Raw genomic sequence first — 26,772 nt, 5'->3', positions numbered from 1 at the left:
GTATACCCCCCTATAGTATCTGGAGGGCGTATGCCGCATTCACCTGAAGATAAGAAACGCATTCTCACCCGTGTACGCCGTATCCGCGGCCAGGTTGATGCGCTTGAGCGCGCGCTGGAGTCCGGTGAGCCGTGTCTGGCAATCCTGCAACAAATTGCCGCCGTGCGCGGTGCATCCAATGGCCTGATGGGCGAAATGGTTGAGATCCACCTGAAAGATGAACTGGTCAGCGGGGATACAACCCCAGACCAGCGTGCTGTGCGCATGGCTGAAATCGGCCATCTTCTGCGCGCTTATCTAAAATAACACCATCACCTCGCAATAATGGGAAGAGACAAATGAAATCACGTGCAGCAGTTGCATTCGGCCCCGGTCAGCCGTTAAAAATTGTCGAAATCGACGTCGCACCGCCAAAGAAAGGTGAAGTGCTGGTTAAAATTACCCACACAGGCGTGTGCCATACTGACGCTTTTACGCTCTCTGGCGACGATCCGGAAGGTGTGTTTCCGGCGGTACTCGGCCATGAAGGCGGGGGTATCGTGGTTGAAGTGGGTGAGGGCGTCACCAGTCTGAAACCGGGTGACCATGTCATCCCGCTGTACACGGCAGAATGTGGTGAGTGTAAGTTCTGTAAGTCTGGCAAAACTAACTTGTGTCAGGCCGTACGTGCTACCCAGGGCAAAGGCCTGATGCCGGATGGCACTACGCGTTTCTCATATAATGGCGAACCTATCTATCACTATATGGGGACCAGTACCTTCAGTGAATACACCGTTTGCGCAGAGATCTCGCTGGCGAAGGTTAACCCGCAAGCGCCGCTGGATAAAGTGTGTCTGCTGGGCTGTGGCGTAACCACCGGGATCGGGGCAGTACATAACACGGCGAAAGTGAAAGAAGGCGATACTGTGGCCGTATTTGGCCTGGGCGGCATTGGTCTGGCAGTGATCCAGGGGGCAGTACAGGCGAAAGCTGGGCGTATTCTGGCGGTTGATACTAACCCGGAAAAATTCAAGCTGGCGGGTGAAATGGGCGCGACCGACTTCATCAACCCGACCGATTATGATAAACCGATTCAGGATGTGATTGTCGAGCTTACCGACGGCGGTGTGGACTTCAGCTTTGAATGCATTGGTAACGTAAATGTGATGCGTGCGGCGCTGGAATGCTGTCATAAAGGATGGGGTGAAAGCATCATCATTGGTGTGGCCGGTGCGGGACAGGAAATAAAAACCCGTCCGTTCCAACTGGTAACCGGACGCGTGTGGCGCGGGTCGGCGTTTGGTGGTGTGAAAGGGCGTACGCAGCTGCCTGGAATGGTTGAAGATGCGATGAGCGGGAAAATCCAGTTGGACCCGTTTATTACCCATCGCTTACCGCTGGAGCAGATCAACGAAGCTTTTGATTTAATGCATCAGGGTAAGTCCATTCGTACCGTTATCCACTTTGGCGATAACTGATTCATTGGCCAGCGGAATTTACCGCTGGCACTTTCCTGAATTTCTTTGAATGATGTTGTGAAAGTGTGACGAATCTTGCGCTTTTCACGGTAAGCAAACTTTATGAATTGCCGATGACTATCTAATGGGCGTGTTTTCACGCATAAACCCTACAAGAGAGTCGACGGTCATGGACAATACAATATCGATGCAAGCCCAGAATAAACTGGGCTTTCTGCATCAAATCAGACTGGTTCCGCTGTTTTCCTCCATTCTCGGTGGCATCCTTCTGCTGTTTGCTTTGAGTTCCGGGCTGGCAAGCTATTTTCTTATGCAGGCCGATCGCGATCAGCGCGATGTGACCGATGAGATTCAGGTCAGGATGGGGTTATCTAACAGTTCCAATCACCTACGCACAGCCCGTATCAATATGATCCACGCCGGCGCAGCGAGTCGTATTGCCGAAATGGATGACATGAAGGCCAATATCGCCGAGGCGGAAAAACGCATTAAGCAATCTCAGGATGGTTTTACTGTCTATATGTCTCGCGTAGTGAAAACGTCGGAGGACGAAGCCTTAGACGCTGAACTGAGCGCCAGTTTCAAAGCATACATCGACGGTCTGCAGCCGATGCTGAAATATGCCAGAAACGGGATGTTTGAAGCGATTATCAACCATGAAAATGAGCACGCCAGGCCGCTGGATACGGCTTACAACAAGGTGCTGCTGAAGGCCATAGAAATTCGTACTGCAAGAGCCAACCAGCTCAGCGAGCAGGCCCACCATCGTACCCAAATCGGCATGGCCTTTATGCTGGGTGCATTTATTCTGGCACTGGTGCTAACCGTGATGACGTTTGTTGTCCTGCGTCGTACCGTGATTCATCCACTGTTGCGCGCGGCCCAGCGTATTGAGCAAATTTCTGTGGGCGATCTGACCATGCGGGATGAACCAACCGGGCGCAGTGAGATTGGTCGTCTGAGTCGCCATCTTCAGACGATGCAACATTCACTGGAGAAAACCGTAGGCACGGTACGTCAGGGGGCGGAAGAAATCTATCGCGGCACCAGTGAAATCTCGGCGGGTAATACGGATCTGTCATCACGTACCGAAGAACAGGCCGCGGCGATTGAACAAACGGCGGCCAGTATGGAAGAACTGACTGCTACGGTGAAACAAAACGCGGACAACGCACACCATGCCAGTAAACTGGCGGAAGATGCCTCCGGCAAAGCCAGTCGCGGTGGGCAGATGGTCTCTGGCGTGGTGAAAACCATGGGGAATATCTCGACCAGCTCGAAAAAAATCTCTGAAATTACCGCTGTCATCAACAGCATTGCCTTTCAGACCAATATTCTGGCGCTGAATGCGGCGGTGGAAGCGGCGCGAGCAGGAGAGCAAGGGCGTGGATTTGCCGTCGTCGCCAGTGAAGTTCGCACGTTGGCAAGCCGCAGCGCCCAGGCAGCGAAAGAGATTGAAGGATTGATCAGTGAGTCAGTGCGGTTGATTGACCAGGGGTCCGGTGAGGTTGTGGCTGCGGGTAATACCATGACGGATATTGTCGATGCGGTAAAACGTGTCACCGATATTATGCTGGAAATTGCAGCGGCGTCTGATGAACAGAGCCGGGGTATCGTGCAGGTAAGCCAGGCGATTTCAGAGATGGATAAAGTGACGCAGCAGAACGCCTCACTGGTCGAAGAAGCCTCGGCTGCAGCGGCATCCCTGGAAGAACAGGCTGCGCGTTTAACGGAGGCGGTCGGTATATTCCGCTTACAGGGTGCAAGTGCTGTAAAGCGCGTGCCATTTGCCAAAAACTCGGGACATGCGCTGCCGCAGACTGCGGGAACCAGCGGTGATAACTGGGAAACATTTTAATGAAATAGGGGACCGAATGGTCCCTTATTTTTTACCTCAGAATGGTACGGTTTTGCGTATTGCGGCAATGAGGACTTGCGCTGCGGAGGGTAATTGCACGTCCACGCGGGTAAGTATCCCAATGGGCTCTCCCGCACCATGCGTAGGTACCGGTAATGACACTAGCGTTGCCTGGCGTAAATCTTCCCGCACTGCGCCTGAAGGCACAAACCAAACATAGTCGTAATCCACCGTCAGTTGCCGGGAAAGCGATGCTGACAGCGTTTCGATACATCCAGAGGGCATTTTACAGCCCTGGCTTTGCAGCAAGGCTTCCGCGTGCTGTCGTGGGGCTGTCCCTTTGGGGGACACCACGACAGGCCATTCCATTACCCGACTCAGTGTGATGGTCTCTTGCAATAACGGATGATTAGGTCGCACAACCAGCTTGAGCGATTCGAGAAATAACAGTTCGTAGTTTAGACCAACCATCAATTCCGGATCGGCCATACGGCCAATACCGAGGTCGATCTCCCCGGATTTTAAGCCAGCCAGAATCATGGGATTACTCATGGTGGCAACCTGCAACGTTGTTTCCATTTGCTGCTTGTGATACTGACCAATTACTGCAGGCAAAATACCCAATGCAGCTGTTGGCAAGGCACCAATACGAACAACATCAGTCTGCGACTCTTCACGATGATTTAATGCCTGGCCGGCAGTGTTGAGTGCATCAAGCACTCTTACCGCATGGGTAAGAAACTGTTCGCCGGGCAAGGTTAACTGTGCACCAAGACGACCGCGTTCAAAGAGTCGGGTTCCGGTCAGTTGCTCCAGTTCGTTCAGCGTTTTGGAGAGGGCTGGTTGACTCAGGTTAAGGGTTTCGGCCGCGCGCCCCAAAGTTCCCTGTTGGGCAACGGCGACAAAAGTATGAAGATGGCGCAAGCGAATGCGCTGATTGAACAGAACATTTTTTTCCATAAGCGATGTTAAAAACAGAGCCGTATCGGTGACAAGTGAAGTTGTTTGTTTTTGATAACTTGATAGCAAAATATTATTAACATTTAACGCCTTTTACTTACAACTGATTTATTTTGCTTATGTTTTGTACAGCGTGACCGCGTGGTGGGATCATGGAAGGGAATGTAGCCAGTCGTTATACTCTGACAATTGTTCGCTTTTTCATCATTCATCATCACAGGGCACTGACCAATGATCCATGTAATAGGGCACCTTAACCCCGATAGCGATGCCATTTGCACCGCGGCAATGACAGCTCGCTGGCTTACGTTACGAGGCCAGCAGGCGACGGCATGGCGTGCGGGGGAACCTAACCGTGAAACGCAATTTATCTTTGCGCATGCAGGATTGGACATGCCCGAACGACTCACGTTTCCGCTGACCGATCTGGATGTTTGGGTGGTAGATTTCACCGAACCGACACAAGGACCAGAATCGCTGTCTGAGAGCAATGTCGTCGGTATCATCGACCATCATCGACTCGGCGGATTAGTGACACGTCTTCCTCCGGAGGTTTGGGTTAAGCCTGTTGGCAGCAGTGCGACGCTGTTGTGGCAACTGATGACGGATGACGAGCGCAGCCAGGTGTCGTCTGCGGAGGCTGCTTTGCTACTGGGGGCTATTTTAAGTGACACTGTCACGCTTCGTTCGCCTACTACCACGCCGGATGACAGCCAGGCGGTGGGGGCTCTGGCCCAAAAAACGGGTGTGGATCTGGACGCTTTCAGCCGTGATCTTCTGTCGGCCAAAACCAGCGTCGAAGGCATGAGTGCCCGTGAACTGCTGCATAAAGACATTAAAACGTTCACCATTCATGGGCATAAAGTCTGCGTGGCGCAACTCGAGCTGTATGCACTGCGCCAGGTTGACGGTGTGCTGGACGATCTCCGCGAGGAGATGACCCGTTATGCTGAGGAAAATCAAGCTGCTCTGGTGGTACTGATGTTGACGGACATCAATCTTGGCGATACCAGTCTGTGGTTCGCTGGCTCTGAGTTGTCAGAGTTACCGCAACCCTGCAAGGTCGAAGGCATGCTCAGTCGTAAAAAACAGATGCTGCCATGGCTGGAAAGCCATTTAAAAGCACGTCAGTAAGTTTTGGTTCACTGTCCTGGTGGGAGGGGGAATTTATGCGGGATCACAGTTTGTAAATTCTTCCCACCGGACTCAGCGGTGTTTTCTACACTCCAGGTAATATTCACTGGAGGCATGACATTATGGCGAACACCATCACGGCAGATGAGATTCGGGAACAATTTTCGCAGGCAATGTCAGCAATGTACCAGCAGGAAGTCCCGCAGTATGGCACGTTGCTGGAACTTGTCGCTGATGTGAATCTGGCGGTACTGGAAAATAATCCGACGCTGCATGAAAAACTGGCCAATGCGGATGAACTGGCACGGCTCAATGTTGAACGCCATGGGGCTATCCGGGTCGGTACTGCGCAGGAGTTGTCTACACTGCGGCGGATGTTTGCCATTATGGGCATGTATCCGGTCAGCTATTATGATCTTTCCCAGGCGGGCGTCCCCGTCCATTCCACGGCGTTTCGTCCCATCGACGATGCCTCGCTTTCGCGCAACCCGTTTCGGGTATTTACGTCACTATTACGCCTCGAATTAATCGAGAACGTGGTATTGCGCCAGCAGGCAGCGGACATCCTCGCAAAGCGTGATATTTTCACGCGTCGTTGTCACGAATTGCTGGATGAGTTTGATGCACAGGGCAGTTTCACACCCGCACAAGCCCAGGAGTTTGTGCATGAAGCACTGGAAACGTTCCGTTGGCATCAACACGCCACCGTAGATGAGCAAACGTATCATGCCTTGCATAACGAACATCGACTGATTGCAGATGTGGTCTGTTTTCCTGGGTGCCATATCAACCACCTGACGCCGCGTACGCTGGATATTGATCGGGTACAGTCGATGATGCCGGAGTGCGGGATTACACCGAAAATTCTCATTGAAGGCCCACCACGGCGTGAGGTGCCCATCTTGCTTCGCCAGACCAGCTTTAAGGCGCTGGAAGAACCGGTGTTGTTTGCCGGCGAAATGCGTGGAACACACACAGCGCGTTTTGGTGAAATCGAGCAACGTGGTGTGGCGCTGACGCCAAAGGGCCGGGCGTTGTACGACGAACTGTTGAGTAAAGCGGGGACGGGGAAAGATAACCTGACGCACCAACTGCATCTTCAGGACGTGTTTAAGGCGTTCCCGGACAGCGAGTTTCTGCTGCGCCAACAGGGACTGGCCTGGTTCCGTTATCGCCTGACGCCGTCGGGCGAAGCGCATCGCCAGGCTATTCGCCCGGATGACGATCCACAACCGCTCATTGAGCGGGGCTGGATGGTTGCTCAGCCTATCACCTACGAAGATTTCTTGCCGGTGAGCGCCGCAGGGATTTTCCAGTCTAATCTGGGTAATGAAACACAGGCGCGCAGCCACGGTAATTCCAGCCGCGATGCCTTTGAACAGGCGCTGGGCTGCGCGGTATATGATGAGTTTGCGTTGTATCAGGAGGCAGAAGAGCGCAGTAAACGGCGGTGTGGTTTACTTTAACTGAATTTACACGGGATTCGGTCTGTTCTCATCGACATAAAATATTTTCGATTTTGTACAGATAATCGGCGACCAACAATTGGATTATTAATGAATTTTGTCTAGAGTGAGCGGTCAGAAATGTGCACTCTCTTGCCGCAGATTTTGACCGGCGCGGGACCATTTACACGACCAGAAGGACTCACTTTCAGGCATGAATCGCAGACGATTTATTAAAGGTTCAATGGCAGTGGCCGCCGTGTGCGGAACCAGTGGTATTGCATCACTCTTTTCCCGCGCCGCCTATGCGGCAGAGTCTGACATTGCAGACGGAAAAACCGTACGTTTTGATTTTTCCGTTCTGCAATCAATGGCCCATGATTTAGCACAGAAGCCGTGGGGCGGTGCGCCGCGCGCATTGCCGGATACGCTGGCGAAACTGACGCCGCAGGCTTACAACAGTATTCAGTACGACGCAGAACAGTCACTGTGGAACAACGTTGAAAATCGTCAGCTTGACGCACAGTTCTTCCATGTGGGAATGGGCTTCCGTCGCCGCGTACGCATGTTCTCGGTTGATGACAGTACGCATATGGCGCGTGAGATCCATTTCCGTCCGGAGCTTTTCAAGTACAACGATGCCGGTGTGGATACCAAACAACTGGAAGGGCAAACTGACCTCGGTTTTGCCGGTTTCCGCGTGTTCAAAGCGCCTGAACTGGCTCGTCGTGATGTCGTGTCCTTCCTGGGAGCCAGCTATTTTCGCGCCGTAGATGACACCTATCAGTACGGTTTGTCGGCGCGTGGTCTGGCGGTCGATACGTATACCGACAGCAAAGAAGAGTTTCCTGACTTCACCGCATTCTGGTTCGAAACGGTTAAACCGGGCGCCACTTCATTTACTGTTTATGCACTGCTCGATAGCCCAAGTGTGACTGGCGCGTTTAAGTTTGTGATCCACTGTGAGAAAACGCAGGTGATCATGGATGTGCAAAATCATGTCTATGCGCGTAAAGACATCAAGCAACTCGGCATTGCGCCGATGACCAGCATGTTCAGCTGTGGTAACAATGAACGCCGGATGTGTGACACCATTCACCCGCAAATTCATGACTCCGACCGTCTGGCTATGTGGCGAGGCAATGGTGAGTGGATCTGCCGTCCGCTGAATAACCCGCAAAAACTGCAGTTCAATGCCTACACCGATAACAACCCGCGAGGGTTCGGCTTACTGCAGCTCGATCGTGACTTCTCTCATTACCAGGACATCATGGGCTGGTACAACAAGCGGCCAAGCCTGTGGGTTGAACCACGAAACCAGTGGGGTAAGGGGACCATTGGTTTAATGGAGATCCCGACTACCGGTGAAACACTGGATAACGTCGTCTGCTTCTGGCAGCCGGATAAAGCAATCAAAGCCGGTGACGATCTGGAATTCAAATATCGCCTGTACTGGAGCGCACAACCACCGGTACGTTCGCCGCTGGCCCGTGTGATGGCAACCCGCACCGGTATGGGTGGCTTCCCGGAAGGATGGGCTCCGGGCGAACATTATCCAGAAAAATGGGCACGTCGTTTTGCCGTTGATTTCGTGGGTGGTGACCTGAAAGCGGCAGCGCCGAAGGGAATTGAACCGGTCATTACGCTCTCCAGCGGCGAAGCGAAGCAGATTGAAATTCTCTACGTGGAGCCTATCGACGGCTACCGAATCCAGTTTGACTGGTATCCAACGTCTGATTCAACCGACCCGGTCGATATGCGCATGTTCCTGCGCTGCCAGGGCGATGCTATCAGTGAAACCTGGCTGTATCAGTACTTCCCGCCTGCACCGGATAAACGTCAGTACGTTGACGACCGGGAAATGCGTTAATTGCTCTTCTGATGGCTCTCCTTCCGGGGAGCCATTGCTGAAACCTCTTCCGTAACAATCTGTACACTATTTACTCGATCCTGTTCGCATTTTTCCCTGACCTAACCGGGTAAGCTGATCATGTGTATTTCTTATACACATTCTTTACCACTAACAGGGAGAAAGTATGTTTCCAGAATACAGAGACCTTATTTCCCGACTGAAATCCGAGAATCCTCGTTTTCTGTCCTTATTCGAAAAACACAACAGCCTTGATCATGAGATTTCCAGACTGGAAGGTTCGGATGGTCGGGGATACAGTTTGGACATTGTTCGTCTTAAGAAACAGAAACTCCACCTGAAGGAAGATTTGCTCAAAATTTTGCAAAGAGAGAGTGTCAGTGAGAGCTAAATAGTACTGTGCTCACTGTGTACAAGGGCTTCCAGCGAGAAAAGGAAGCCCTTCCTGTTTCAGACGTTAATCGACCATCACGCGTTTGTTTGTCGCCCCCCAGAGGATCGACATTTCAGTGAACAGCGCGCCGCTAATTTCTTCGACTTCTTCTGCGCTCACCTGCGCATTTCCCTGTTTTCCGAATAACACCACTTCATCGCCGGATGTAACCTGCGGTAGATCGGTCACATCAACAATCACGGTATTCATGGATGTTTTACCCAGCACAGGAACCCGCTGGCCGTGGATCAGTACGTGCCCCGCGTTACTGAACACACGACGATATCCATCAGCATAACCCGTCGGAATATTGGCAAGAACGGAATTACGTTTAAGGGTATAGGTTCTGTCATACCCGACGGTATTTCCTTTGGGGTAATGGTTTACCGACGCGATTGCGGATTTAAACGTCATGACGCGTTTGTATTCGGTGCTGGCAATGGTATCGCCATAAAAAATACCGCCAACACGCACCATGTCGAGCCAGGATTCAGGAACGGTCAGGGTGGCGAACGTATTCGCGACATGTAGGATGACATCTTCGCGCTTAAGCCCGGTAATATTGAGTACCTGGGCCGATTGCGTATTGAAACGGGCCAGATCGCGTTTCACCACCGCCGCATCTTCTTCCGGGAAATGCGACATGATGCCAACAATTTTCAGACCGGGTAACGCGGAAATAGCGCGGGCCTCTTCCAGACCTGACGCGGTGCTGACTTCCAGACCGTTTCGTGACATACCGCCAGAGTTCAGTGCCAGATGGATACGAATTGTTTTCCCTTTCTCCTGGGCAATTGCACTCAGACGTTTAGCCATATCCAGATTACCAATCAGCTCTTCGGTATCAAAATCCGCCGCCTGGCGCATCTCTTTTTCCGTCGCGTTGCGAACGCGCATTAGCTGCGATGTATAACCTGACTGACGAACAATGCTAATTTCCTCGTTGCTGGCGATGCCAATACACTGCACACCGTTTTGCATCATCACCGGCGTAACCAGTGAGAGATCGTGGCCATACGCATCGCCTTTAAGAATGGCGCACATCCGGGTTTTGTCTCCCAGCAGTTGCTGAACTTTATGAATGTTATATTCCAGCGCGCTACGAGAAATTTCCAGCGTGGTATTATCCACAACCTGCTGTTTGTTTACGGCAAAGGGGACAGGACCCGCTTGCGTGGTGGGGACGGGTTGGTGACAGGCGGTAATCAGTAAAAGCGGAATAAGTGATAAACGACCCAAAGGTGCTGCCATGCTTGCTCCTTAGCAATAGAATGAAAGTGTTGTTGTCATCATTACGGCCTATCCATGTATCGGATAACCGGACATCCAGAGTAACGGCTTCCGCACCAGAGATTGTTTCTAAGTGATTGCTGTGACAGCATAAAAATATGACCTCCCCGGCGATAAACAGATTAATATCGGCTACTGCCAGTCAGAAATTCCCCGTTTACAATCGCAAAGGAGATAAACATGTCAGAAATTATTACCGTCAGTGACACGCTGGAACTGCGGGCAGTGGAAGAACAACACGTCACGCCTTTGCATCAGTTGGTGCTCAAAAATAAAGTTTGGCTCCAGCGGTCGCTGAACTGGCCGCAGTTTGTCGAATCTGAGGACGATACGCGTAAGAATGTGCAGGGGAATATGATGTTGCACCAGCGTGGCTACGCCAAAATGTTCCTTATCTTCAAACAAGGTGAAGTGGTTGGTGTTATCTCGTTTAACCAAATAGAACCGTTGAACAAAGCGGCTTACATCGGCTACTGGTTGGATGAAGTTCATCAGGGACAGGGCATGATGTCCCGGTCGCTACAGGCATTGATTCATCATTATGCTCAGCGTGGCGAGATCCGTCGGTTCATTATTAAATGCCGCGTGGATAACCTGGAAAGCAACCAGGTGGCGATGCGCAACGGTTTTCAGCTGGAAGGATGTTTAAAGCAGGCGGAGTTTCTCAATGATGGCTATCACGATGTGAATCTCTATGCCCGTATCATTGATAGCGTTTCAGAATAAACCGGCGAGGGGGGTGCGCGTAATACGCTGTTCGCCGTTGATAACTTTTGGCCCGCGCAGATGGATTGCATCGCCATCAAAGGCTTCAACGTGGGCCTGACCGGTTATCTCAATATGATGCTCGATCAGCACTTCCCCCAGAATACAGGAGTGACCTTCAATCAGGATGTGACCATCCAGCAAGAGTGGCCCGCCGCGTAATTTTGCATGCCCCCCGACCAGCACATGGTGTTTCAGGACACAGTTACCTTCAACCACCGCATGCTCAGCCACTTGTGAGCTATAGCGCAGGGTCGGTATCGCATCTTCATCGGTGCCAGCGATGATGCGGGCGTTACCGTATACCTTCGCACAATCGCAGATCCAAACGTTATTTTCCTCATTACCCTCGATGCGAGCATAATCAAAAACCTCGGCGCGGTGTTCAATAAAGGCGTAGTCAATGGTCGCATCGCCATAGATCTGCACCTGATGCACAATGCGTGAGTGGTTTACGGTTGCGCGATCATATATTTGTAGGGGCTGGTCACTTTCACGGGTTAACCCTTTGGCGGCGATGACTTCGGAGCCTCCCAGAACACGTGCATCACCCGACAGAAGACACTCGCCACGTACAACAGAGTCCTGAATGGTGACGTTGTCACGTATTTGTGCGCCATGGCTAATTTCAGCCCGATCTATCCATACGGCACCGCCAATCTGTGCGCCTTCTCTGACCACGCTGGCCTGCGTAATACGGGCATTTCCTGAAATGGTTGCCCCCGCAAATGCCATCGCATTCACATCGTAAATCCAGCAATTACCGCACTGCGCCAGTACGGCTTCATCATCAATCCAGCCTCCAGGCGTGCCAGCCGGAACATCATTAAAATCAATCAGTGCAATTATCTGGCGTAGTAATACGCTTCTTTTGTTGCCATTATCCTGATAACTGAAGGAGCGAGGCTCGTCGCTCAGACGGTATTTGGTCATAGCTCATTTCCGTGTTGCGCACCTTAGTTAAACGTAGCAAAGTTTTCCGTACTGGCTAAATCGCCATAATTTCCATAAAATGCATTTCAAATATACTTTAAAAAATAAACAAAATGAGTAATAACAAGCATAGTGATCGGGTCCTTAATCTTCCGGCCGGTTATTTTGGCATGGTACTGGGCACCATAGGCATGGGATTCGCCTGGCGATATGCCAGTCAGGTATGGTCGGTGAGCCACTGGATTGGCGATGGGTTAGTCATCCTGGCGATGGTTATTTGGGGTCTGTTAACGTTGGCTTTTCTGACCCGTTTAGTCCGTTTTCCCCAGAGTGTGCTGGCAGAAATCCGCCATCCGGTGATGAGCAGTTTTGTCAGCCTTTTTCCGGCAACAACCATGCTGGTCGCGATTGGTTTTGTTCCCTGGTACCGCCCGTTAGCCGTCGGGTTATTTAGCATTGGCGTGGTGATACAGCTATCGTACGCGGCCTGGCAAACGGCAGGCCTGTGGCGAGGTTCGCATCCCGAGGAGGCAACCACGCCGGGGTTGTATCTGCCAACCGTCGCCAATAACTTTATCAGCGCGATGGCCTGCGGTGCGCTCGGCTATAACGATGCCGGACTGGTATTTTTAGGGGCAGGGGTTTTCTCCTGGCTTAGCCTTGAACCGGTGATCCTGCAGCGTTTACGCAGTTCTGGTGAGTTGCCCGCGGTATTACGTACGTCGCTGGGTATTCAACTGGCACCCGCGTTAGTGGCCTGTAGCGCATGGCTTAGCGTCAACGGCGGAGAGGGCGATACGCTGGCGAAAATGCTGTTCGGCTATGGCCTGCTGCAGCTGCTGTTTATGCTTCGGCTGATGCCGTGGTATCTGTCCCAGCCGTTTAATGCGTCTTTCTGGAGCTTCTCGTTCGGCGTGTCGGCGCTGGCAACCACAGGGCTACATTTGGGACATGCCAGTGAATCGGGATTTTTCCATACGCTGTCGATTCCACTGTTTATTTTTACCAATTTTATCATTGCGTTATTACTGGTACGTACGTTTGCATTGCTGATGCAGGGGAAACTGCTCATCCGCACGGAGCGTGCTGCATTACTGAAATCTGAGGATAAATAATGACCCTTTGCGACGAAAACTACTTTACTGAAAAATACGATCTCACCCGGACCCATTCCGAAGTTGTTGAAGCGGCTAATATTGTCCCGCCAGGTAAAACACTGGATCTGGGTTGTGGCAATGGCCGGAACAGTCTGTATCTGGCGGCAAACGGCTATGACGTCACTGCATGGGATAAAAATCCCATGAGCATCGCTAATCTTGAGCGCATCAAAGCGGCTGAAGGGTTGAGCAATTTGCACACGAACGTCGCAGACCTGAATGCACTCAGCTTTGATGGCGAATATGATTTTATTCTTTCTACCGTGGTGCTGATGTTCCTGGAAGCGAAAACGATCCCGGGGCTTATCGAAAATATGCAACGTTGTACGAAACCGGGTGGATATAATTTAATCGTAGCGGCAATGGATACCGAGGATTTCCCGTGCACCGTTGGTTTCCCGTTTGCATTTAAAGCAGGTGAATTACGTCACTATTACAGTGGATGGGATCTGCTGAAATACAATGAAGACGTGGGTGAACTCCATCGTACAGATGAAAATGGCAACCGCATTAAACTGCGCTTTGCCACCATGCTGGCGCGTAAAACTGCCTGAACATCCCGTCTGGCTTAACTCTTTCTGCGTTCAGCATTTTTTTGTGCTGAGCGCAGAGAAAAAATTGTGCGGTCGTTACCATTTTTAGTACATCCAAAATGAAACTGTTTTGCTATCCTTTTTATGCATCATTGCGAAAACTAAAGGGATCGTTTCATGCGTACTCAAACTTTATTTAAAGTTGCAGTGCTTACTGGTCTGTTGGCATTATCGGGCTGTGCGTCAAAAGTGACGCAGCCGGATAAATATTCTGGGTTTTTAAAAAATTATTCTGACCTGAAGGAAACAAAATCAGCAACGGGACAACCAGTACTTCGTTGGGTTGACCCGAACTATAATGAATCCAAATATGACAGTATCGTGTATAACCCGATAACGTATTACCCGGTTCCTAAACCTACTACGCAGGTAGGACAGAAGGTTCTTGACCAACTGTTGAACTACACCAACACGCAGATGAAAACGGCCATCAGCAAGCGCAAACCTCTGGTGGCAACGCCAGGGCCACGCAGTCTGATTTTCCGCGGGGCAATCACCGGTGTTGCGACCAGCAAAGAAGGTCTGCAATTCTATGAAGTGATCCCGGTTGCGCTGCTCGTTGCAGGAACACAAATGGCGACGGGTCACCGTACCATGGATACCCACCTTTATTTCGAGGGTGAGCTGATCGATCCGGCAACCAATAAACCTGTGATTAAAGTTGTGCGTCAGGGTGAAGGTAAAGACCTGAACAACGAAAGCACGCCAATGGCGTTCGAAACGTTGAAGAAAGTTGTTGATGACATGGCGACAGATGCCTCCATGTTTGATGTGAACAAAAAATAATAATGAAGAACGCACCATCTGCGGATGGTGCGTTTTTTTATGCCACTCGCCGACGGTACAACAGTTTTCCCATCAAGGCTTCCGGGCGTGCAAACATCACCAGATTTCCCAGCAAAATCAGCACTAAACCGGCAATCGCGTTAGCCTGCCAGACATACCCTTCATACAGCGTTGACAGCGTGAGTGCCACCAGAGGGAAAAGCAATGTACTGTAAGCGGCCTTACTCGGGCCGATGCGTCCTACCAGTGTGAAATAAGCGCCGAAGGCAATCACAGAGCCAAAAATAGCCAGATACAACAGTGCGCTAAGGTAGCTAAACGTCCACTGCGGTGTGAAGTCATCCCCGCGAACCAGTGCAATGGTGGCAATCAGTAAGGTACCGTACAGCATGGCCCAGCTGTTGGTGGTCATCACCTCCAGCCCTTTTTTCTGATGACGCAGGCTTATCATATTGCCCAGGGAAAAACCAAACGTTCCCAGAGCGCTTAAACCAATACCCAGCAGAAGCGAGTGATTCAGGCCGCTATTGACCAAATCCTGCCAGAACAGAGTGATGATACCCGTCAACCCCAGCGCCGCGGCGAAATAAAAGCGTAGCGGTGGTTTTTGACCAAAAAATACAAAACTATTCACCGCATTGAACAACACGGCCATCGAGAAAATTACTGACTCCAGACCGGTGTTAATCCAGGCCGCTGCCGTGTAAAAACACCAGAAATTGAAGCAAAAAACACAGCCGCCCTGTAACAGACAAAACAGATGGTCGCGTCCGGAGAGTTTACGCAATTTGCCGCTGAACAGCAGGAGAAGGATCATCACCGAGCTAGCGACCGCAAAGCGCCAAAAGATAGAGACCGGAGCAGCAACGGGCCCTTGCTGCAGGTAAATGGCAATCCATGTCGTTCCCCATATCACGACCACCAGGCAGTACAACAATGCGTTCATACATCTCTCTCATTTTTGTATTTAAGCGCACAGAGTGGCATGACTGTCTGGGGTTGGCTTTCATCTGATTGCGGTCGACTTGCAAAATCTTGCGCTTTTTTCTCGCAAACATGAAAAGGAGGCTGTTAACAACATGTGGCTGTTATAGACTGAAAGCCTGCTAACTTATTCTGAATGTGATGGTATGTCTCAGCCCTATGGCGCCTTTGAAAACTTACGCAAACATAATGCCGTGCTGCATGAATCGGTTGCGTTACATTCAGGTATCCAACTGGCGGCGTGGTCAAACAAACGCGACACCATTACCCAATATTGCGATCACCACACACTCAGCTTATATGTCGCGGATGGCTACGAGAGCTATCACAAGACGGCTGGGGGCTGGAAAAACGGCGGCGGCCCGGATCGCTTCTGCCTGATGCCGAAAGACAGCGAATCCAGTTGGGACATTCGTGACGATCTCTCCTTTGTACATCTTTATTGTACCGACGCGCATCTACGGGAAGTGGGTGAGAAAGTGTGGGACAAAAGCCCTTATAGCTTCACGCTGGACGAACACACGTTCGGCAGCGATCCGGGGATCACGGCGGTTTATCGTCAGTTTTTACTGGGTAATGACTGGCAGCAACCGGCTAATCACCTGACGCTTAGCGCGGCATCTTCGCTGTTACTGACGCATCTGATTCAACATTACAGCAATGTTCAATGGCGGCCGCCGGCGGTAACCGGTGGGCTTGCGCCAGCCACATTGCGCAACGTGCTGGCCTATATTGACGCGCATCTGGCCTACCCAATGACCCTCAGCGATTTGGCAGCTGAAGCGGCACTGAGTGATTTCCACTTTGCCAGAATGTTTCGCCAGTCGATGAATATGGCCCCGCATCAGTATGTTATGCAGCGTCGTATGGCGCTGGCGCAGCAACTGGTCTGTTATTCTTCACGTAGTTTGTCAGATATCGCAATGGCTTGCGGATTCAGTTCAGCAAGCCATTTTAGCAACCGGTTTAAGCAGGTGACGGGCAAGACGCCAACGCAATTACGTGCGTCGCGATAACCTCAGCACGGCATAACATATCCCTCCGGCGATTAGTCCCCAGAACGCAGAACCGATCCCCACTAAAGTCAAACCACTGGCAGTAACCAGAAAGGTGACGATAGCAGCATCTCGCTCCGCTTCATGGAGCAATGCCTGATACAGACTACCGCTAATCGTACCGAGCAAGGCGAGGCCAGCCAGCATCTGGATCCAGCTTGCCGGCAGAGCGGCCATCAATCCGGTTACCGACCCACCAAACACGCCGGCCAGAAGGTAGAACATCCCGGCAGCGGCAGCGGCTAACCAGCGTCGCCGGGCATCCGGATGCGCATCCGGACTTTGGCAAATTGCGGCGGTGATGGCGGCAATACAGATGGAGTAGACGCCAAAGGGAGAAAACAGTAACGCCAGCAGCCCCGTGAAAATAATCAGCGGTGAAACAGGCAAGGAGTAACCTGACGCTTTCATGGTGGCAATGCCTGGGGCATTTTGTGAAGCCATGGTGACCAGGAAGAACGGCAAAGCGATGCTTATACTGTGTGCAAGAGAGAAGTGGGGGGCGATGAATTCAGGCATCACCGGAGATAAATCAATGTCATTAGTGACAATGTCACCTTTTAGCAGTGCGATGGCAATACCCACCAGCATGGCAGCAATGACGGCGTATCTGGGGGCGACAACTTTAAGCACCAGCCACGCCAGCAGCATGCTGCCGCACAGGAGAAGCTCATTATTAAGGCTATTGAATGCCTGCAAACCAAAACGCAGTAGGATCCCGGCCAGCATTGCCGATGCCAGTGAGTGTGGGATTATCTGCATCAGACGTGCAAACAACCCCGTCACACCACACAGGACTATCAACGCGTTAGCAACAATAAAAACGCCGATAGCATCCTGAATGGTCACGCCTTGCAGACCCGTAACCAGCAGCGCAGCACCAGGCGTAGACCAGGCGGTCAGGATGGGAGCACGGTACCACACTGACAATGCCAGCGTACTCGCGCCCATCGCGATTCCCAGTGCTGTCATCCAGCCAGCAATCTGCCCGGTCGTTGCGCCTGCGGCTATCGCCGCTTGCCAGATGATGGCTGCTGAGCTTGCGTAGCCGACCAGCACGGCAACAAAACCGGATAAAACGGTGGGCAAAGGGATTGATAATGTGCGCATAGCGACTCCGCGTGCGTTATAACGGTCATTCACTGTAGCACTGTGCGTTATAGCGTACAAGTGATAAGCTGATGGACAGAAACAGGAGATAGAGGAAGGTGACAATGGACAATTTAACCCACTATCTGGCTACCACGCTCCGGACATTACGTCACCAGCGGGAATGGAGTCTGTCGCGTCTGGCAGAAGAAACGGGTGTATCTAAGGCCATGTTGGGACAGATCGAACGCAATGAATCCAGTCCAACAGTGGCGACGCTATGGAAAATTGCCACCGGACTGAACGTGCCGTTTTCGACGTTTATTTCACCACCAGAGTCAGCAGGCACAGCGACGTTTGATCCCCAACAGCAGGCAATGATAGTGACACCGCTGTTTCCATGGGACCCACAACTCTGCTTTGACCATTTTTCAATATTGCTGGCACCGGGGGCGCTGAGTGAATCTACACCGCATGAAACCGGTGTGATTGAGCACGTAGTGGTGATTAGTGGCCTGCTGGATATGTGCATTGATGGGCAATGGCGAACCATCAAATCAGGTGAGGGGGTCCGTTTTGCGGGTGATACTGCACATAGTTACCGTAACAGTGGCGAACAGACGGTTCACTTTCATTCCCTGATCCATTACCCACGCGGTTAATCGGGAAAACTATTCCGAAATGCCGCGCTTCTGACTACAATAGCCGCCATTTTTACCGCTTGTGGATGGTAACAACTGTATGCGCCAGCAACCTCATCACCTTGAATTGTTAAGCCCGGCTCGTGATACCGCCATTGCGCGCGAAGCCATTTTGCACGGCGCGGATGCCGTATACATTGGCGGCCCCGGTTTTGGTGCGCGTCACAACGCCAGTAACAGCCTGAAAGACATCGCTGAACTGGTGCCATTCGCTCATCGATATGGGGCGAAGATCTTTGTGACGTTAAACACGATCTTGCATGATGATGAGCTGGAACCTGCTCAGCGGTTAATTACCGATTTGTATCAGACGGGTGTTGATGCGCTGATTGTGCAGGATATGGGGATTATGGAACTGGATATCCCGCCGATTGAACTGCATGCCAGTACCCAGTGTGATATTCGCAGCGTCGAGAAGGCGAAGTTTCTTTCTGACGTCGGATTCACGCAGATTGTACTGGCGCGCGAACTGAGTCTTGAGCAGATTCACGCGATTCATCAGGCGACGGACGCGACGATCGAGTTTTTCATCCACGGTGCGTTATGCGTTGCTTATTCAGGCCAGTGTTATATCTCTCATGCGCAAACCGGGCGCAGCGCTAACCGCGGCGACTGTTCACAAGCCTGCCGACTACCGTATACCCTGAAAGACGATCAGGGCCGTGTGGTGTCGTATGAAAAACACCTGCTGTCGATGAAAGATAATGATCAGACCGCCAACCTCGGTGCGTTGATTGATGCCGGAGTACGTTCCTTCAAAATTGAAGGGCGCTACAAAGACATGAGCTATGTGAAGAACATCACTGCACATTATCGGCAGATGCTGGATGCCATCATCGAAGAACGCGGCGATCTGGCACGTTCATCAGCAGGTCGCACTGAGCATTTCTTCACACCATCTACAGAGAAAACTTTCCACCGCGGCAGCACTGACTATTTTGTCAATGCCCGTAAGGGCGACATCGGCGCATTCGACTCACCTAAATTCATTGGCTTGCCAGTGGGTGAGGTACTGAAGGTGGCGAAGGATTATCTTGATGTCGAGGTGACGGAGCCACTGGCAAACGGGGATGGCCTGAACGTATTGATTAAGCGTGATGTGGTTGGATTCCGTGCCAATACTGTAGAAAAAACGGGGAATAATCGTTATCGGGTATGGCCGAATGAAATGCCAACGGACCTGCACAAAGTGCGGCCGCACCATCCGCTCAATCGCAATCTCGATCATAACTGGCAGCAGGCGTTAACCAAGACATCCAGCGAACGTCGTGTCGCGGTTGATATTGAATTAGGTGGCTGGCAGGAACAGTTGATCCTGACGTTGACCAGTGAAGACGGCGTGAGTATCACCCATACGCTGGATGGCCAGTTTGAAGAAGCGAACCATGCCGAAAAAGCGTTGAGTAATTTGCAGGATGGTCTGGCAAAACTTGGACAGACGCTGTACTACGCCCGTGATATTCAGGTGAATCTGCCGGGGGCGCTGTTTGTGCCGAATGGTCAACTCAACCAACTGCGCCGCGAAGCCATCGACATGCTGGATACCGCACGTCTGGAAAACTACCAGCGTGGCAGTCGTAAGCCCGTTGCCCAGCCGGCACCGGTCTATCCGCAGACGCATTTGAGTTTTCTGGCAAACGTCTATAACCATAAAGCGCGTGAGTTTTACCACCGTTATGGTGTCCAGTTGATTGATGCAGCATATGAAGCGCATGAAGAAAAGGGCGATGTTCCGGTGATGATTACCAAGCATTGCCTGCGTTTTGCATTCAATCTGTGTCCGAAACAGGCAAAAGGGAATATCAAAAGCTGGAAAGCCACACCGATGCAATTGGTGAATGGTGATGAAGTGCTGACGCTGAAATTTGATTGCCGACCGTGCGAAATGCACGTTATCGGCAAGATGAAACACCACATTCTGAAAATGCCGTTGCCGGGCAGCGTAGTGGCTTCTGTCAGCCCTGATGAGCTGATGAAAACACTGCCGAAGCGGAAAGGCTAACTCAGGTGTGTATCTGGCTTGCGTGATTTTTGCCAGTGATGGTGTTCGCGTAGATCGGCGGCGGATTCTTCCGCCGTCACTCTTAGCTCATCGCTGTCTGCCGTGTGGCGTAATAAATGATCGGCATCCTGTACCTGAAGATATTCATGTCCCTGATGAGTAGCGAAAAGCTGGCCGGAGAAAAGCGCGCTGGCAAGCAATAACACCGTTAACCCTTTCTTAAACATCATGCACCCTCTGGCACGTTAGCTGTGGACGTGGCGATAATTTCGCCGGGTGACTATTCAATAATTTAATCGCTGTAAAGGCAATCGTCCGTTGCATAAAATCGAGAGCTATTGCGCGTTTGTTTAATTAACGTGGGCAGTGAGTTCGCCGGGAAGTGCAGGCACCGCCCGGCTTTTATTCATGTTTATCAGGATTTAAAGCCTGCCGCGGTCATCAGCAGGCGAAAGAACATACCGACGGCGGCCAGCGCTAATACGCTTCCCCCCCACAGGATCACCAACCACATCAGACGTTTCCAGATTGATTGTTCCATCAATGATACCCCTCACCATGTTGAACTTTGCCGCGAAAGACGTAGTAGCTCCAGAAGGTGTACACCAGAATGATTGGGATAATCAGTAGCGCTCCCACCAACATAAAGCCCTGGCTTTGCGTCGGCGCCGCGGCCTGCCAAAGGGTAATAGACGGCGGAATAATATGTGGCCAGATACTGATCCCCAGACCGCTGAAACCGAGGAAAATTAAACCCAGCGTCAATATAAATGGCAGGGCATGACTATGTTGCTGACCCAGAGAACGCCACAGCCACAGGCTGATGAGTGCGACCAGCAGCGGAACCGGCATCAGGAACCACAGATTTGGCAGGCTAAACCAACGATCGGCAATCGCACTGTGTGCCAGTGGTGTCCACAAACTGATAATGGCAATGACGACCAGCAGCGCCAGCAGCAGTTTTTTTGCCACATTGCGCATTTTATCCTGTAGCGGGTTTTCGCTTTTCATTACCAGCCATGTTGCGCCAAGCAGCGCGTAGGCCACGACCAGCCCCAGCCCGCAAAACAGCGTGAAAGGCGTTAGCCAGTCAAACGGTCCACCGCTGTAGCTGCGGCCAGTAACGGAAAATCCATTGAGGACCGCACCCACGACCACACCCTGGGTAAACGTGGCAAGAATTGAACCGCCCAGAAAGGCTTTATCCCAGAACGGTCGGTGTGCAGGCGTGGCTTTGAAACGAAACTCAAAGGCAACGCCGCGAAAAATCAGGCCGATCAGCATCAGGGTGAGTGGGATCGTCAGTGCATCGACAATGACCGCATAGGCCAGAGGAAATGCGCCAAATAATCCTGCGCCGCCCAGTACCAGCCAGGTTTCATTCCCATCCCATACCGGTGCGACGCTGTTGACCATCACGTCGCGGTCATCAGCATCCTGAATGGCGGGGAATAAGATGCCGATCCCAAGATCAAAGCCGTCCATCACGATATACATCAGCGTGGCGAACACGATAATAACGAACCAGATAACTGATAAATCAATACCCATTAGCGATGAGCCTCAGCTTGAGAATCGAGGACCGCAGCGGAAAGCGGCCGTGCAGGTGTGCCGGTTGGCGGAAGGGTCGGATCATCTTCCTGTGGCCCTTTACGGATCAGGCGAATCATGTAGCTATAGCCCACACCGAAGACCGAACTGTAAACCACAAAGAAGGCCAGCAGACTGATGCTCATATGCAAATCACCATGTGCGGAAACCGCGTCCGCTGTGCGTTGCAAACCGTAAACTACCCACGGCTGACGACCAACTTCAGTGGTGACCCAACCGGCCAGAATAGCGATCAGACCAGACGGTCCCATCCACAGCGCGAAACGCAGGAAGGGACGTGAGGTATACAGGCGTTGCTTGTAACGTAACCACAAGGCGAATGTGCCCAACAGGATCATCAGCATGCCAAGCCCCGCCATGATGCGGAACGACCAAAACACCATGGTGGAATTGGGTCGGTCTTCTTTAGGAAACTCTTTTAGCGCCGGGACCTGTTTATCCAGACTGTGGGTCAGGATTAGGCTTCCCAGCGCCGGAATTTCCAGCCCATAGTGGGTACGCTCTTGCTCCATATCTGGCCAACCGAACAGTAGCAACGGAGTGGGTTCGCCGGGCGGGTTTTCCCAGTGCCCCTCGATGGCGGCAATTTTGGCAGGCTGATGCTTAAGCGTATTCAACCCGTGCATATCGCCAATCAACGCCTGCAACGGGGCGACGATTAACGTCATCCACAGCGCCATAGAAAACATGGCGCGAATAGCCGGGGTGTTATTCCCGCGTAATAAATGCCATGCCCCTGACGCTGCGACAAACAGCGCGCTGCTCAGGAAGGCGGCGACCGACATATGCAGCAGGCGATAAGGGAATGACGGGTTGAAAATAACGGCAAACCAGTCCACAGGAACGACCTGTCCATTGACGATTTCATAGCCCTGTGGGGTCTGCATCCAACTGTTGGAGGCCAGTATCCAGAAGGTCGATATAATTGTCCCCAGCGCAACCATGCAAGTCGCGAAGAAGTGCAGGCCTGGCCCCACACGGTTCCAACCAAACAGCATTACCCCGAGGAAGCCTGCTTCGAGGAAGAAAGCAGTTAACACTTCATAGGTCAGTAGTGGCCCGGTGATGCTCCCGGCAAACTCGGAAAAACCGCTCCAGTTAGTACCGAACTGATAAGCCATCACCAGCCCGGACACGACGCCCATACCAAAGTTTACGGCGAAGATTTTGGACCAGAAATGATACAGCGAACGCCAGGTTGGATTTTTGGTTTTCAACCAGAGACCTTCCAGCACCGCCAGATAGCTGGCAAGACCGATAGTAATGGCCGGAAAAATGATGTGAAAGGATACCGTAAACGCGAACTGGATCCTCGCCAGGTGAAACGCGTCAAGACCGAACATGCTTAACTCCGCAGGCAAAATTGATTTGGCGCAATTCTAAGCCCCTGGCGGAATGTGGGGCAGAAACAGAACAGTTCTTTTTAACCATAACAGTTGTGCTGCTGTTATAGGTCGCACGATCTGATATGTAATCTGGTCACCGCATTTGAATTTTACTTCGACGATAATGAGTTTATCCCGTGGCCTGCGGTGATTGACGGTGCTGATGACTATGTGAACATCACCTGTTTATTCGCCTTAAAGCACACCCCGAAAATTGATTCTGTACAGATAGCTGCCCGGGCCTCAGGCAAAGATCTTTTGCCAACAATGTTGTAAAACTGTTAACTATAACAGTTCTGAAAAAATCGTTATTTATGTAGACTGATATATACAGAGGTTGTCACCGATACCGAATATCAGGATGAAAAATGAAGAAGTACCAGCGACTGGCGGAGCAAATTCGCGATCAAATCGCGTCTGGCGTATGGCAACCAGGCGATCGGTTACCCTCTTTGCGTGAGCAGGTGGCGAGCAGTGGGATGAGTTTTATGACCGTGGGGCATGCCTACCAACTGCTGGAAAGTCAGGGGCGGATCATTGCCCGGCCACAGTCGGGTTATTATGTTGCTGCGCGTCCCGAGCGCGAAGCCGCCGTGCCGCAGGTACAGGTCATGCGCGATGAAGCCGTGGATATCAACACCTACATCTTTGACATGCTGCAGGCCAGTCGTGATGCATCAGTGATGCCGTTTGCATCCGCTTTCCCCGATCCGCGCTTATTTCCGCTTCAGCAGCTTAATCGTTCGCTGGCTCAGGTGAGTAAAACGGCTACCGCCATGAGTGTTATCGAAAACCTGCCGCCCGGAAATGATGAACTGCGTCATGCGATTGCCCGTCGATATGCACAACAGGGAATGACCCTTTCTCCGGATGAAATTGTAATCACCACCGGCGCACTTGAAGCGCTTAACCTGAGCCTGCAGGCTGTCACTGAGCCGGGGGACTGGGTGATTGTCGAAAACCCGTGTTTTTACGGCGCATTGCAGGCTCTGGAGCGATTGCGCCTGAAGGCGTTGTCCGTTGCCACCGACGTGAAGGAAGGAATCGACCTTGTCGCACTGGAGCAGACGCTACAGGAGTACCCGGTCAAAGCCTGCTGGCTGATGACCAACAGCCAAAACCCACTGGGTTTTACGCTCAGCGCAGAGAAAAAAGCCCATCTGGTCGCATTACTGGAAAAATACAATGTGATGCTGATTGAGGATGATGTTTACAGCGAACTCTATTTTGGCCGGGAGAAACCGCTGCCGGCTAAAGCCTGGGATCGAGGGGACAGGGTGTTGCACTGTTCATCGTTCTCGAAATGTCTGGTCCCCGGCTTTCGCATTGGTTGGGTTGCTGCCGGGAAACATGCCCGTCGAATTCAGCGGCTCCAGTTGATGAGCACCTTATCCACCAGTTCCCCCATGCAGCTTGCGCTGGTGGACTACCTGTCGACCCGGCGTTATGACGCGCATTTGCGACGGCTGCGTCGTCAGCTGGCGGAACGCAAACAGCAGGCCTGGCAAACGTTGCTGCGTCATCTTCCGGCAGAGGTCAAAATACACCATAACGACAGCGGTTATTTTCTGTGGCTCGAACTGCCAGAACCGCTGGATGCGGGAGAGCTCAGCACCCAGGCACTGGCACACCACATCAGCATTGCGCCAGGTAAGATGTTTTCAACCTCAGGGACATGGTCACGTTTCTTTCGTTTTAATACCGCATGGCACTGGGGTGAACGCGAAGAACAGGCGGTTAAGCAGCTTGGAAAATTAATTCGCGAGATGATGAAATAAAACGGAATGTGCTATTCAATATAAAAGAATAGCGCATTCTTATTTTAGAAATAGTGAATGTTAAACCCTGATGTTATTTATATCAGGTGCCACCATACGAAATATCAATAGTTCTTCCAGGTGCCACCCTGGCACCTAACTCATTGTCTATACTCCAGAAGATTAAATCACCTTGCTATAACCCGTGGCGTAATGAGCGTTAGCTCACAACCTGATTAAATTTCCTTGCGCCAGCAGGAACGCTTTCAACACCCCGACTATTTTTAGGAAAGGACATATATTTACGGCAAGGCTGCCGCTCAATATTTTTTCGACAGGAGTAAGACGTTATGAGCAAGCAATTTGCCCTCAGTAGCTTGTGTGCACTCAGTATGACGCTGATGACAGCCCAGGCAGCCGAACCCCCAACATCATTAGATAAACCGGAAGGGCGCCTGGATATTATTGCCTGGCCGGGTTATATCGAACGCGGACAAACCGATAAACAATATGACTGGGTTTCGCAGTTTGAGAAGGAAACCGGTTGTGCCGTCAATGTTAAAACAGCGGCCACATCAGACGAAATGGTGAGCCTGATGGCGAAAGGCGGCTATGACCTGGTGACGGCGTCTGGCGATGCTTCACTGCGCCTGATTATGGGCAAACGTGTCCAGCCTATAAATCCTGCGCTTATCCCAAACTGGAAAATTATCGATCCGCGTGTGGTCAAAGGAGAATGGTTTAACGTCGGGGGGAAAGTTTACGGCACTCCGTATCAATGGGGCCCCAACTTGCTGATGTATAACACCAAAATTTTCCCAACACCGCCAGATAGTTGGAACGTGGTGTTCGTCGAGCAAAAACTTGAGGACGGAAAAAGCAATAAAGGGCGAGTCCAGGCGTACGATGGCCCGATCTATATCGCCGATGCGGCGCTGTTCGTCAAAGCCACTCAACCGCAGTTGGGTATCACCGATCCTTATCAGCTCACCGAGAAACAGTATCAGGCGGTCATCAAAGTCCTGAGCGATCAGCACGCACTGATCCATCGCTACTGGCATGACACCACTGTGCAAATGAGTGACTTCAAAAACGAAGGTGTAGTGGCATCAAGCGCCTGGCCTTATCAGGCTAACGCCCTGAAAGCTGAAGGCCAGCCAATCGCCACGGTTTTCCCGAAAGAGGGCGTTACCGGTTGGGCTGACACCACCATGCTGCATAGCGAAGCAAAACATCCTGTTTGTGCTTACAAATGGATGAACTGGTCATTAACCCCGAAAGTTCAGGGCGACGTCGCTGCCTGGTTTGGATCTCTGCCGGTAGTCCCTGAAGGTTGTAAAGCCAGCCCGCTGCTGGGCGAAAAAGGCTGTGAAACCAACGGCTATAGCTATTTTGACAAGATTGCTTTCTGGAAAACGCCAATCGCAGAAGGTGGAAAATTCGTTCCTTACAGTCGCTGGACGCAGGATTACATCGCCATTATGGGCGGTCGTTAATTCCGCTGGGG

At 51.6% G+C, this 26,772-nt stretch carries 25 protein-coding genes; 16 read left to right on the top strand and 9 right to left on the bottom strand.

The window, feature by feature from the left end; genetic code table 11:
• Nucleotides 1-30: 30 nt before the first annotated feature.
• The 3 genes from NNO02_RS10210 (at nucleotide 31) to NNO02_RS10200 (ending at nucleotide 3,315) form a co-directional block, all read left to right on the top strand.
• The gene (locus tag NNO02_RS10210; protein WP_012132328.1) at nucleotides 31-306 is read left to right on the top strand and encodes a metal/formaldehyde-sensitive transcriptional repressor; all 276 of its coding nucleotides are present in this window, start codon (nucleotides 31-33) and stop codon (nucleotides 304-306) included.
• Nucleotides 307-338: 32 nt separating this feature from the next.
• Entirely contained in the window at nucleotides 339-1,457 is a 1,119-nt protein-coding gene (locus NNO02_RS10205) for an S-(hydroxymethyl)glutathione dehydrogenase/class III alcohol dehydrogenase (RefSeq protein WP_271454719.1), read from the top strand.
• A 169-nt stretch (nucleotides 1,458-1,626) separates the two neighbouring features.
• A complete protein-coding gene (locus NNO02_RS10200) occupies nucleotides 1,627-3,315 on the top strand; it encodes a methyl-accepting chemotaxis protein (RefSeq protein WP_271454718.1) in 1,689 nt (562 codons plus the stop codon).
• Between the two features lie 36 nt (nucleotides 3,316-3,351).
• Here NNO02_RS10200 and NNO02_RS10195 read toward each other — a convergent pair whose 3' ends face one another.
• The gene (locus NNO02_RS10195) at nucleotides 3,352-4,275 is read right to left on the bottom strand and encodes a LysR substrate-binding domain-containing protein (protein WP_271441658.1); all 924 of its coding nucleotides are present in this window, start codon (nucleotides 4,273-4,275) and stop codon (nucleotides 3,352-3,354) included.
• 231 nt (nucleotides 4,276-4,506) lie between these two features.
• Between NNO02_RS10195 and NNO02_RS10190 the strand changes: the two genes are divergently transcribed.
• The 4 genes from NNO02_RS10190 to NNO02_RS10175 all read left to right on the top strand — a co-directional run bounded on the left by NNO02_RS10190 (nucleotide 4,507) and on the right by NNO02_RS10175 (nucleotide 9,115).
• Nucleotides 4,507-5,409 (top strand): manganese-dependent inorganic pyrophosphatase, encoded by a 903-nt coding sequence (locus tag NNO02_RS10190; protein WP_271454717.1) that lies wholly within the window; start codon nucleotides 4,507-4,509, stop codon nucleotides 5,407-5,409.
• Nucleotides 5,410-5,531: 122 nt separating this feature from the next.
• A complete protein-coding gene (hglS, locus tag NNO02_RS10185; RefSeq protein ID WP_271454716.1) occupies nucleotides 5,532-6,875 on the top strand; it encodes a 2-oxoadipate dioxygenase/decarboxylase HglS in 1,344 nt (447 codons plus the stop codon).
• 193 nt (nucleotides 6,876-7,068) lie between these two features.
• The gene (locus NNO02_RS10180) at nucleotides 7,069-8,724 is read left to right on the top strand and encodes a glucan biosynthesis protein D (RefSeq protein ID WP_137381794.1); all 1,656 of its coding nucleotides are present in this window, start codon (nucleotides 7,069-7,071) and stop codon (nucleotides 8,722-8,724) included.
• Nucleotides 8,725-8,890: 166 nt separating this feature from the next.
• A complete protein-coding gene (locus NNO02_RS10175) occupies nucleotides 8,891-9,115 on the top strand; it encodes a YdcH family protein (protein ID WP_003020276.1) in 225 nt (74 codons plus the stop codon).
• A 66-nt stretch (nucleotides 9,116-9,181) separates the two neighbouring features.
• Here NNO02_RS10175 and alr read toward each other — a convergent pair whose 3' ends face one another.
• Nucleotides 9,182-10,408 (bottom strand): alanine racemase, encoded by a 1,227-nt coding sequence (alr, locus tag NNO02_RS10170; protein WP_271454715.1) that lies wholly within the window; start codon nucleotides 10,406-10,408, stop codon nucleotides 9,182-9,184.
• A gap of 219 nt (nucleotides 10,409-10,627) precedes the next feature.
• Here alr and rimL point away from each other — a divergent pair, with 219 nt between their 5' ends.
• The gene (gene rimL, locus NNO02_RS10165; RefSeq protein ID WP_271454714.1) at nucleotides 10,628-11,173 is read left to right on the top strand and encodes a 50S ribosomal protein L7/L12-serine acetyltransferase; all 546 of its coding nucleotides are present in this window, start codon (nucleotides 10,628-10,630) and stop codon (nucleotides 11,171-11,173) included.
• On the opposite strand, the gene ydcK is transcribed toward rimL, so the two are convergent.
• Complete coding sequence (gene ydcK / locus NNO02_RS10160; RefSeq protein ID WP_271454713.1) at nucleotides 11,165-12,145, bottom strand: YdcK family protein; 981 nt, start codon at nucleotides 12,143-12,145, stop codon at nucleotides 11,165-11,167. The two genes, rimL and ydcK, sit on opposite strands and share 9 nt — an antisense overlap.
• Nucleotides 12,146-12,258: 113 nt before the next feature.
• On the opposite strand from ydcK, the gene tehA reads away from it, so the two are divergent.
• The 3 genes from tehA (at nucleotide 12,259) to NNO02_RS10145 (ending at nucleotide 14,681) form a co-directional block, all read left to right on the top strand.
• Nucleotides 12,259-13,260, top strand: a complete 1,002-nt coding sequence (gene tehA, locus NNO02_RS10155) for a dicarboxylate transporter/tellurite-resistance protein TehA (RefSeq protein WP_271454712.1) — start codon at nucleotides 12,259-12,261, stop codon at nucleotides 13,258-13,260.
• Nucleotides 13,260-13,856 carry a tellurite resistance methyltransferase TehB gene (tehB, locus tag NNO02_RS10150; RefSeq protein ID WP_271454711.1) on the top strand — a complete coding sequence of 199 codons (597 nt, stop codon included), beginning with the start codon at nucleotides 13,260-13,262 and terminating at the stop codon, nucleotides 13,854-13,856. The genes tehA and tehB overlap by 1 nt, the downstream gene beginning before the upstream one ends.
• Before the next feature lie 156 nt (nucleotides 13,857-14,012).
• Nucleotides 14,013-14,681 carry a DUF3313 domain-containing protein gene (locus NNO02_RS10145; protein WP_137381800.1) on the top strand — a complete coding sequence of 223 codons (669 nt, stop codon included), beginning with the start codon at nucleotides 14,013-14,015 and terminating at the stop codon, nucleotides 14,679-14,681.
• 37 nt (nucleotides 14,682-14,718) lie between these two features.
• Here the strand turns inward: NNO02_RS10145 and NNO02_RS10140 are convergent, their stop codons facing one another.
• On the bottom strand, nucleotides 14,719-15,627 hold the full coding sequence (locus NNO02_RS10140) for a DMT family transporter (protein ID WP_137381801.1): 909 nt from the start codon (nucleotides 15,625-15,627) through the stop codon (nucleotides 14,719-14,721).
• 184 nt (nucleotides 15,628-15,811) lie between these two features.
• Here NNO02_RS10140 and NNO02_RS10135 point away from each other — a divergent pair, with 184 nt between their 5' ends.
• The gene (locus NNO02_RS10135) at nucleotides 15,812-16,681 is read left to right on the top strand and encodes a helix-turn-helix domain-containing protein (RefSeq protein ID WP_271454710.1); all 870 of its coding nucleotides are present in this window, start codon (nucleotides 15,812-15,814) and stop codon (nucleotides 16,679-16,681) included.
• On the opposite strand, the gene NNO02_RS10130 is transcribed toward NNO02_RS10135, so the two are convergent.
• Entirely contained in the window at nucleotides 16,664-17,830 is a 1,167-nt protein-coding gene (locus NNO02_RS10130) for a benzoate/H(+) symporter BenE family transporter (RefSeq protein WP_271454709.1), read from the bottom strand. The genes NNO02_RS10135 and NNO02_RS10130 overlap by 18 nt on opposite strands.
• A 104-nt stretch (nucleotides 17,831-17,934) precedes the next feature.
• Between NNO02_RS10130 and NNO02_RS10125 the strand changes: the two genes are divergently transcribed.
• The gene (locus NNO02_RS10125; protein ID WP_271454708.1) at nucleotides 17,935-18,471 is read left to right on the top strand and encodes a helix-turn-helix domain-containing protein; all 537 of its coding nucleotides are present in this window, start codon (nucleotides 17,935-17,937) and stop codon (nucleotides 18,469-18,471) included.
• Between the two features lie 79 nt (nucleotides 18,472-18,550).
• Nucleotides 18,551-20,512, top strand: coding sequence for a peptidase U32 family protein (locus tag NNO02_RS10120; protein ID WP_271454707.1), 1,962 nt, complete (start codon nucleotides 18,551-18,553; stop codon nucleotides 20,510-20,512).
• On the opposite strand, the gene NNO02_RS10115 is transcribed toward NNO02_RS10120, so the two are convergent.
• From NNO02_RS10115 to NNO02_RS10100, 4 genes are all read right to left on the bottom strand, one after another.
• Nucleotides 20,509-20,739: a DUF2554 family protein gene (locus tag NNO02_RS10115; protein ID WP_005126741.1), complete on the bottom strand. Its 231-nt coding sequence runs from the start codon at nucleotides 20,737-20,739 to the stop codon at nucleotides 20,509-20,511. The genes NNO02_RS10120 and NNO02_RS10115 overlap by 4 nt on opposite strands.
• 188 nt (nucleotides 20,740-20,927) lie before the next feature.
• On the bottom strand, nucleotides 20,928-21,053 hold the full coding sequence (locus tag NNO02_RS10110; protein ID WP_124021191.1) for a DUF2474 domain-containing protein: 126 nt from the start codon (nucleotides 21,051-21,053) through the stop codon (nucleotides 20,928-20,930).
• Nucleotides 21,053-22,063, bottom strand: coding sequence for a cytochrome d ubiquinol oxidase subunit II (cydB, locus tag NNO02_RS10105; RefSeq protein ID WP_271441644.1), 1,011 nt, complete (start codon nucleotides 22,061-22,063; stop codon nucleotides 21,053-21,055). Before cydB ends, NNO02_RS10110 begins: the two co-directional genes overlap by 1 nt.
• Nucleotides 22,063-23,466 (bottom strand): cytochrome ubiquinol oxidase subunit I, encoded by a 1,404-nt coding sequence (locus NNO02_RS10100; RefSeq protein ID WP_271448810.1) that lies wholly within the window; start codon nucleotides 23,464-23,466, stop codon nucleotides 22,063-22,065. The genes cydB and NNO02_RS10100 overlap by 1 nt, the downstream gene beginning before the upstream one ends.
• A gap of 410 nt (nucleotides 23,467-23,876) precedes the next feature.
• Here NNO02_RS10100 and NNO02_RS10095 point away from each other — a divergent pair, with 410 nt between their 5' ends.
• Nucleotides 23,877-25,286 carry an aminotransferase-like domain-containing protein gene (locus NNO02_RS10095; protein ID WP_271448811.1) on the top strand — a complete coding sequence of 470 codons (1,410 nt, stop codon included), beginning with the start codon at nucleotides 23,877-23,879 and terminating at the stop codon, nucleotides 25,284-25,286.
• 329 nt (nucleotides 25,287-25,615) lie between these two features.
• Nucleotides 25,616-26,761: a putative ABC transporter substrate-binding protein YdcS gene (ydcS, locus tag NNO02_RS10090; protein WP_271441634.1), complete on the top strand. Its 1,146-nt coding sequence runs from the start codon at nucleotides 25,616-25,618 to the stop codon at nucleotides 26,759-26,761.
• Nucleotides 26,762-26,772 lie beyond the last annotated feature (11 nt).

Source organism: Citrobacter sp. Awk 2 (assembly GCF_028069815.1).
Classification (GTDB): domain Bacteria; phylum Pseudomonadota; class Gammaproteobacteria; order Enterobacterales; family Enterobacteriaceae; genus Citrobacter.
This window is presented reverse-complemented; position numbering and strand designations above follow the sequence as displayed.

Coding starts and splice junctions, on each gene's coding strand:
- NNO02_RS10195 (WP_271441658.1), bottom strand. CDS start 4,275: ATGGAAAAAAATGTTCTGTTCAATCAGCGCATTCGCTTGCGCCATCTT.
- NNO02_RS10200 (WP_271454718.1), top strand. CDS start 1,627: ATGGACAATACAATATCGATGCAAGCCCAGAATAAACTGGGCTTTCTG.
- NNO02_RS10205 (WP_271454719.1), top strand. CDS start 339: ATGAAATCACGTGCAGCAGTTGCATTCGGCCCCGGTCAGCCGTTAAAA.
- NNO02_RS10120 (WP_271454707.1), top strand. CDS start 18,551: ATGCGCCAGCAACCTCATCACCTTGAATTGTTAAGCCCGGCTCGTGAT.
- tehA (WP_271454712.1), top strand. CDS start 12,259: ATGAGTAATAACAAGCATAGTGATCGGGTCCTTAATCTTCCGGCCGGT.
- ydcK (WP_271454713.1), bottom strand. CDS start 12,145: ATGACCAAATACCGTCTGAGCGACGAGCCTCGCTCCTTCAGTTATCAG.
- NNO02_RS10190 (WP_271454717.1), top strand. CDS start 4,507: ATGATCCATGTAATAGGGCACCTTAACCCCGATAGCGATGCCATTTGC.
- tehB (WP_271454711.1), top strand. CDS start 13,260: ATGACCCTTTGCGACGAAAACTACTTTACTGAAAAATACGATCTCACC.
- NNO02_RS10125 (WP_271454708.1), top strand. CDS start 17,935: ATGGACAATTTAACCCACTATCTGGCTACCACGCTCCGGACATTACGT.
- NNO02_RS10130 (WP_271454709.1), bottom strand. CDS start 17,830: ATGCGCACATTATCAATCCCTTTGCCCACCGTTTTATCCGGTTTTGTT.
- NNO02_RS10095 (WP_271448811.1), top strand. CDS start 23,877: ATGAAGAAGTACCAGCGACTGGCGGAGCAAATTCGCGATCAAATCGCG.
- rimL (WP_271454714.1), top strand. CDS start 10,628: ATGTCAGAAATTATTACCGTCAGTGACACGCTGGAACTGCGGGCAGTG.
- NNO02_RS10210 (WP_012132328.1), top strand. CDS start 31: ATGCCGCATTCACCTGAAGATAAGAAACGCATTCTCACCCGTGTACGC.
- NNO02_RS10100 (WP_271448810.1), bottom strand. CDS start 23,466: ATGTTCGGTCTTGACGCGTTTCACCTGGCGAGGATCCAGTTCGCGTTT.
- NNO02_RS10175 (WP_003020276.1), top strand. CDS start 8,891: ATGTTTCCAGAATACAGAGACCTTATTTCCCGACTGAAATCCGAGAAT.
- cydB (WP_271441644.1), bottom strand. CDS start 22,063: ATGGGTATTGATTTATCAGTTATCTGGTTCGTTATTATCGTGTTCGCC.
- alr (WP_271454715.1), bottom strand. CDS start 10,408: ATGGCAGCACCTTTGGGTCGTTTATCACTTATTCCGCTTTTACTGATT.
- NNO02_RS10140 (WP_137381801.1), bottom strand. CDS start 15,627: ATGAACGCATTGTTGTACTGCCTGGTGGTCGTGATATGGGGAACGACA.
- NNO02_RS10180 (WP_137381794.1), top strand. CDS start 7,069: ATGAATCGCAGACGATTTATTAAAGGTTCAATGGCAGTGGCCGCCGTG.
- NNO02_RS10110 (WP_124021191.1), bottom strand. CDS start 21,053: ATGGAACAATCAATCTGGAAACGTCTGATGTGGTTGGTGATCCTGTGG.
- NNO02_RS10135 (WP_271454710.1), top strand. CDS start 15,812: ATGTCTCAGCCCTATGGCGCCTTTGAAAACTTACGCAAACATAATGCC.
- ydcS (WP_271441634.1), top strand. CDS start 25,616: ATGAGCAAGCAATTTGCCCTCAGTAGCTTGTGTGCACTCAGTATGACG.
- NNO02_RS10145 (WP_137381800.1), top strand. CDS start 14,013: ATGCGTACTCAAACTTTATTTAAAGTTGCAGTGCTTACTGGTCTGTTG.
- hglS (WP_271454716.1), top strand. CDS start 5,532: ATGGCGAACACCATCACGGCAGATGAGATTCGGGAACAATTTTCGCAG.
- NNO02_RS10115 (WP_005126741.1), bottom strand. CDS start 20,739: ATGTTTAAGAAAGGGTTAACGGTGTTATTGCTTGCCAGCGCGCTTTTC.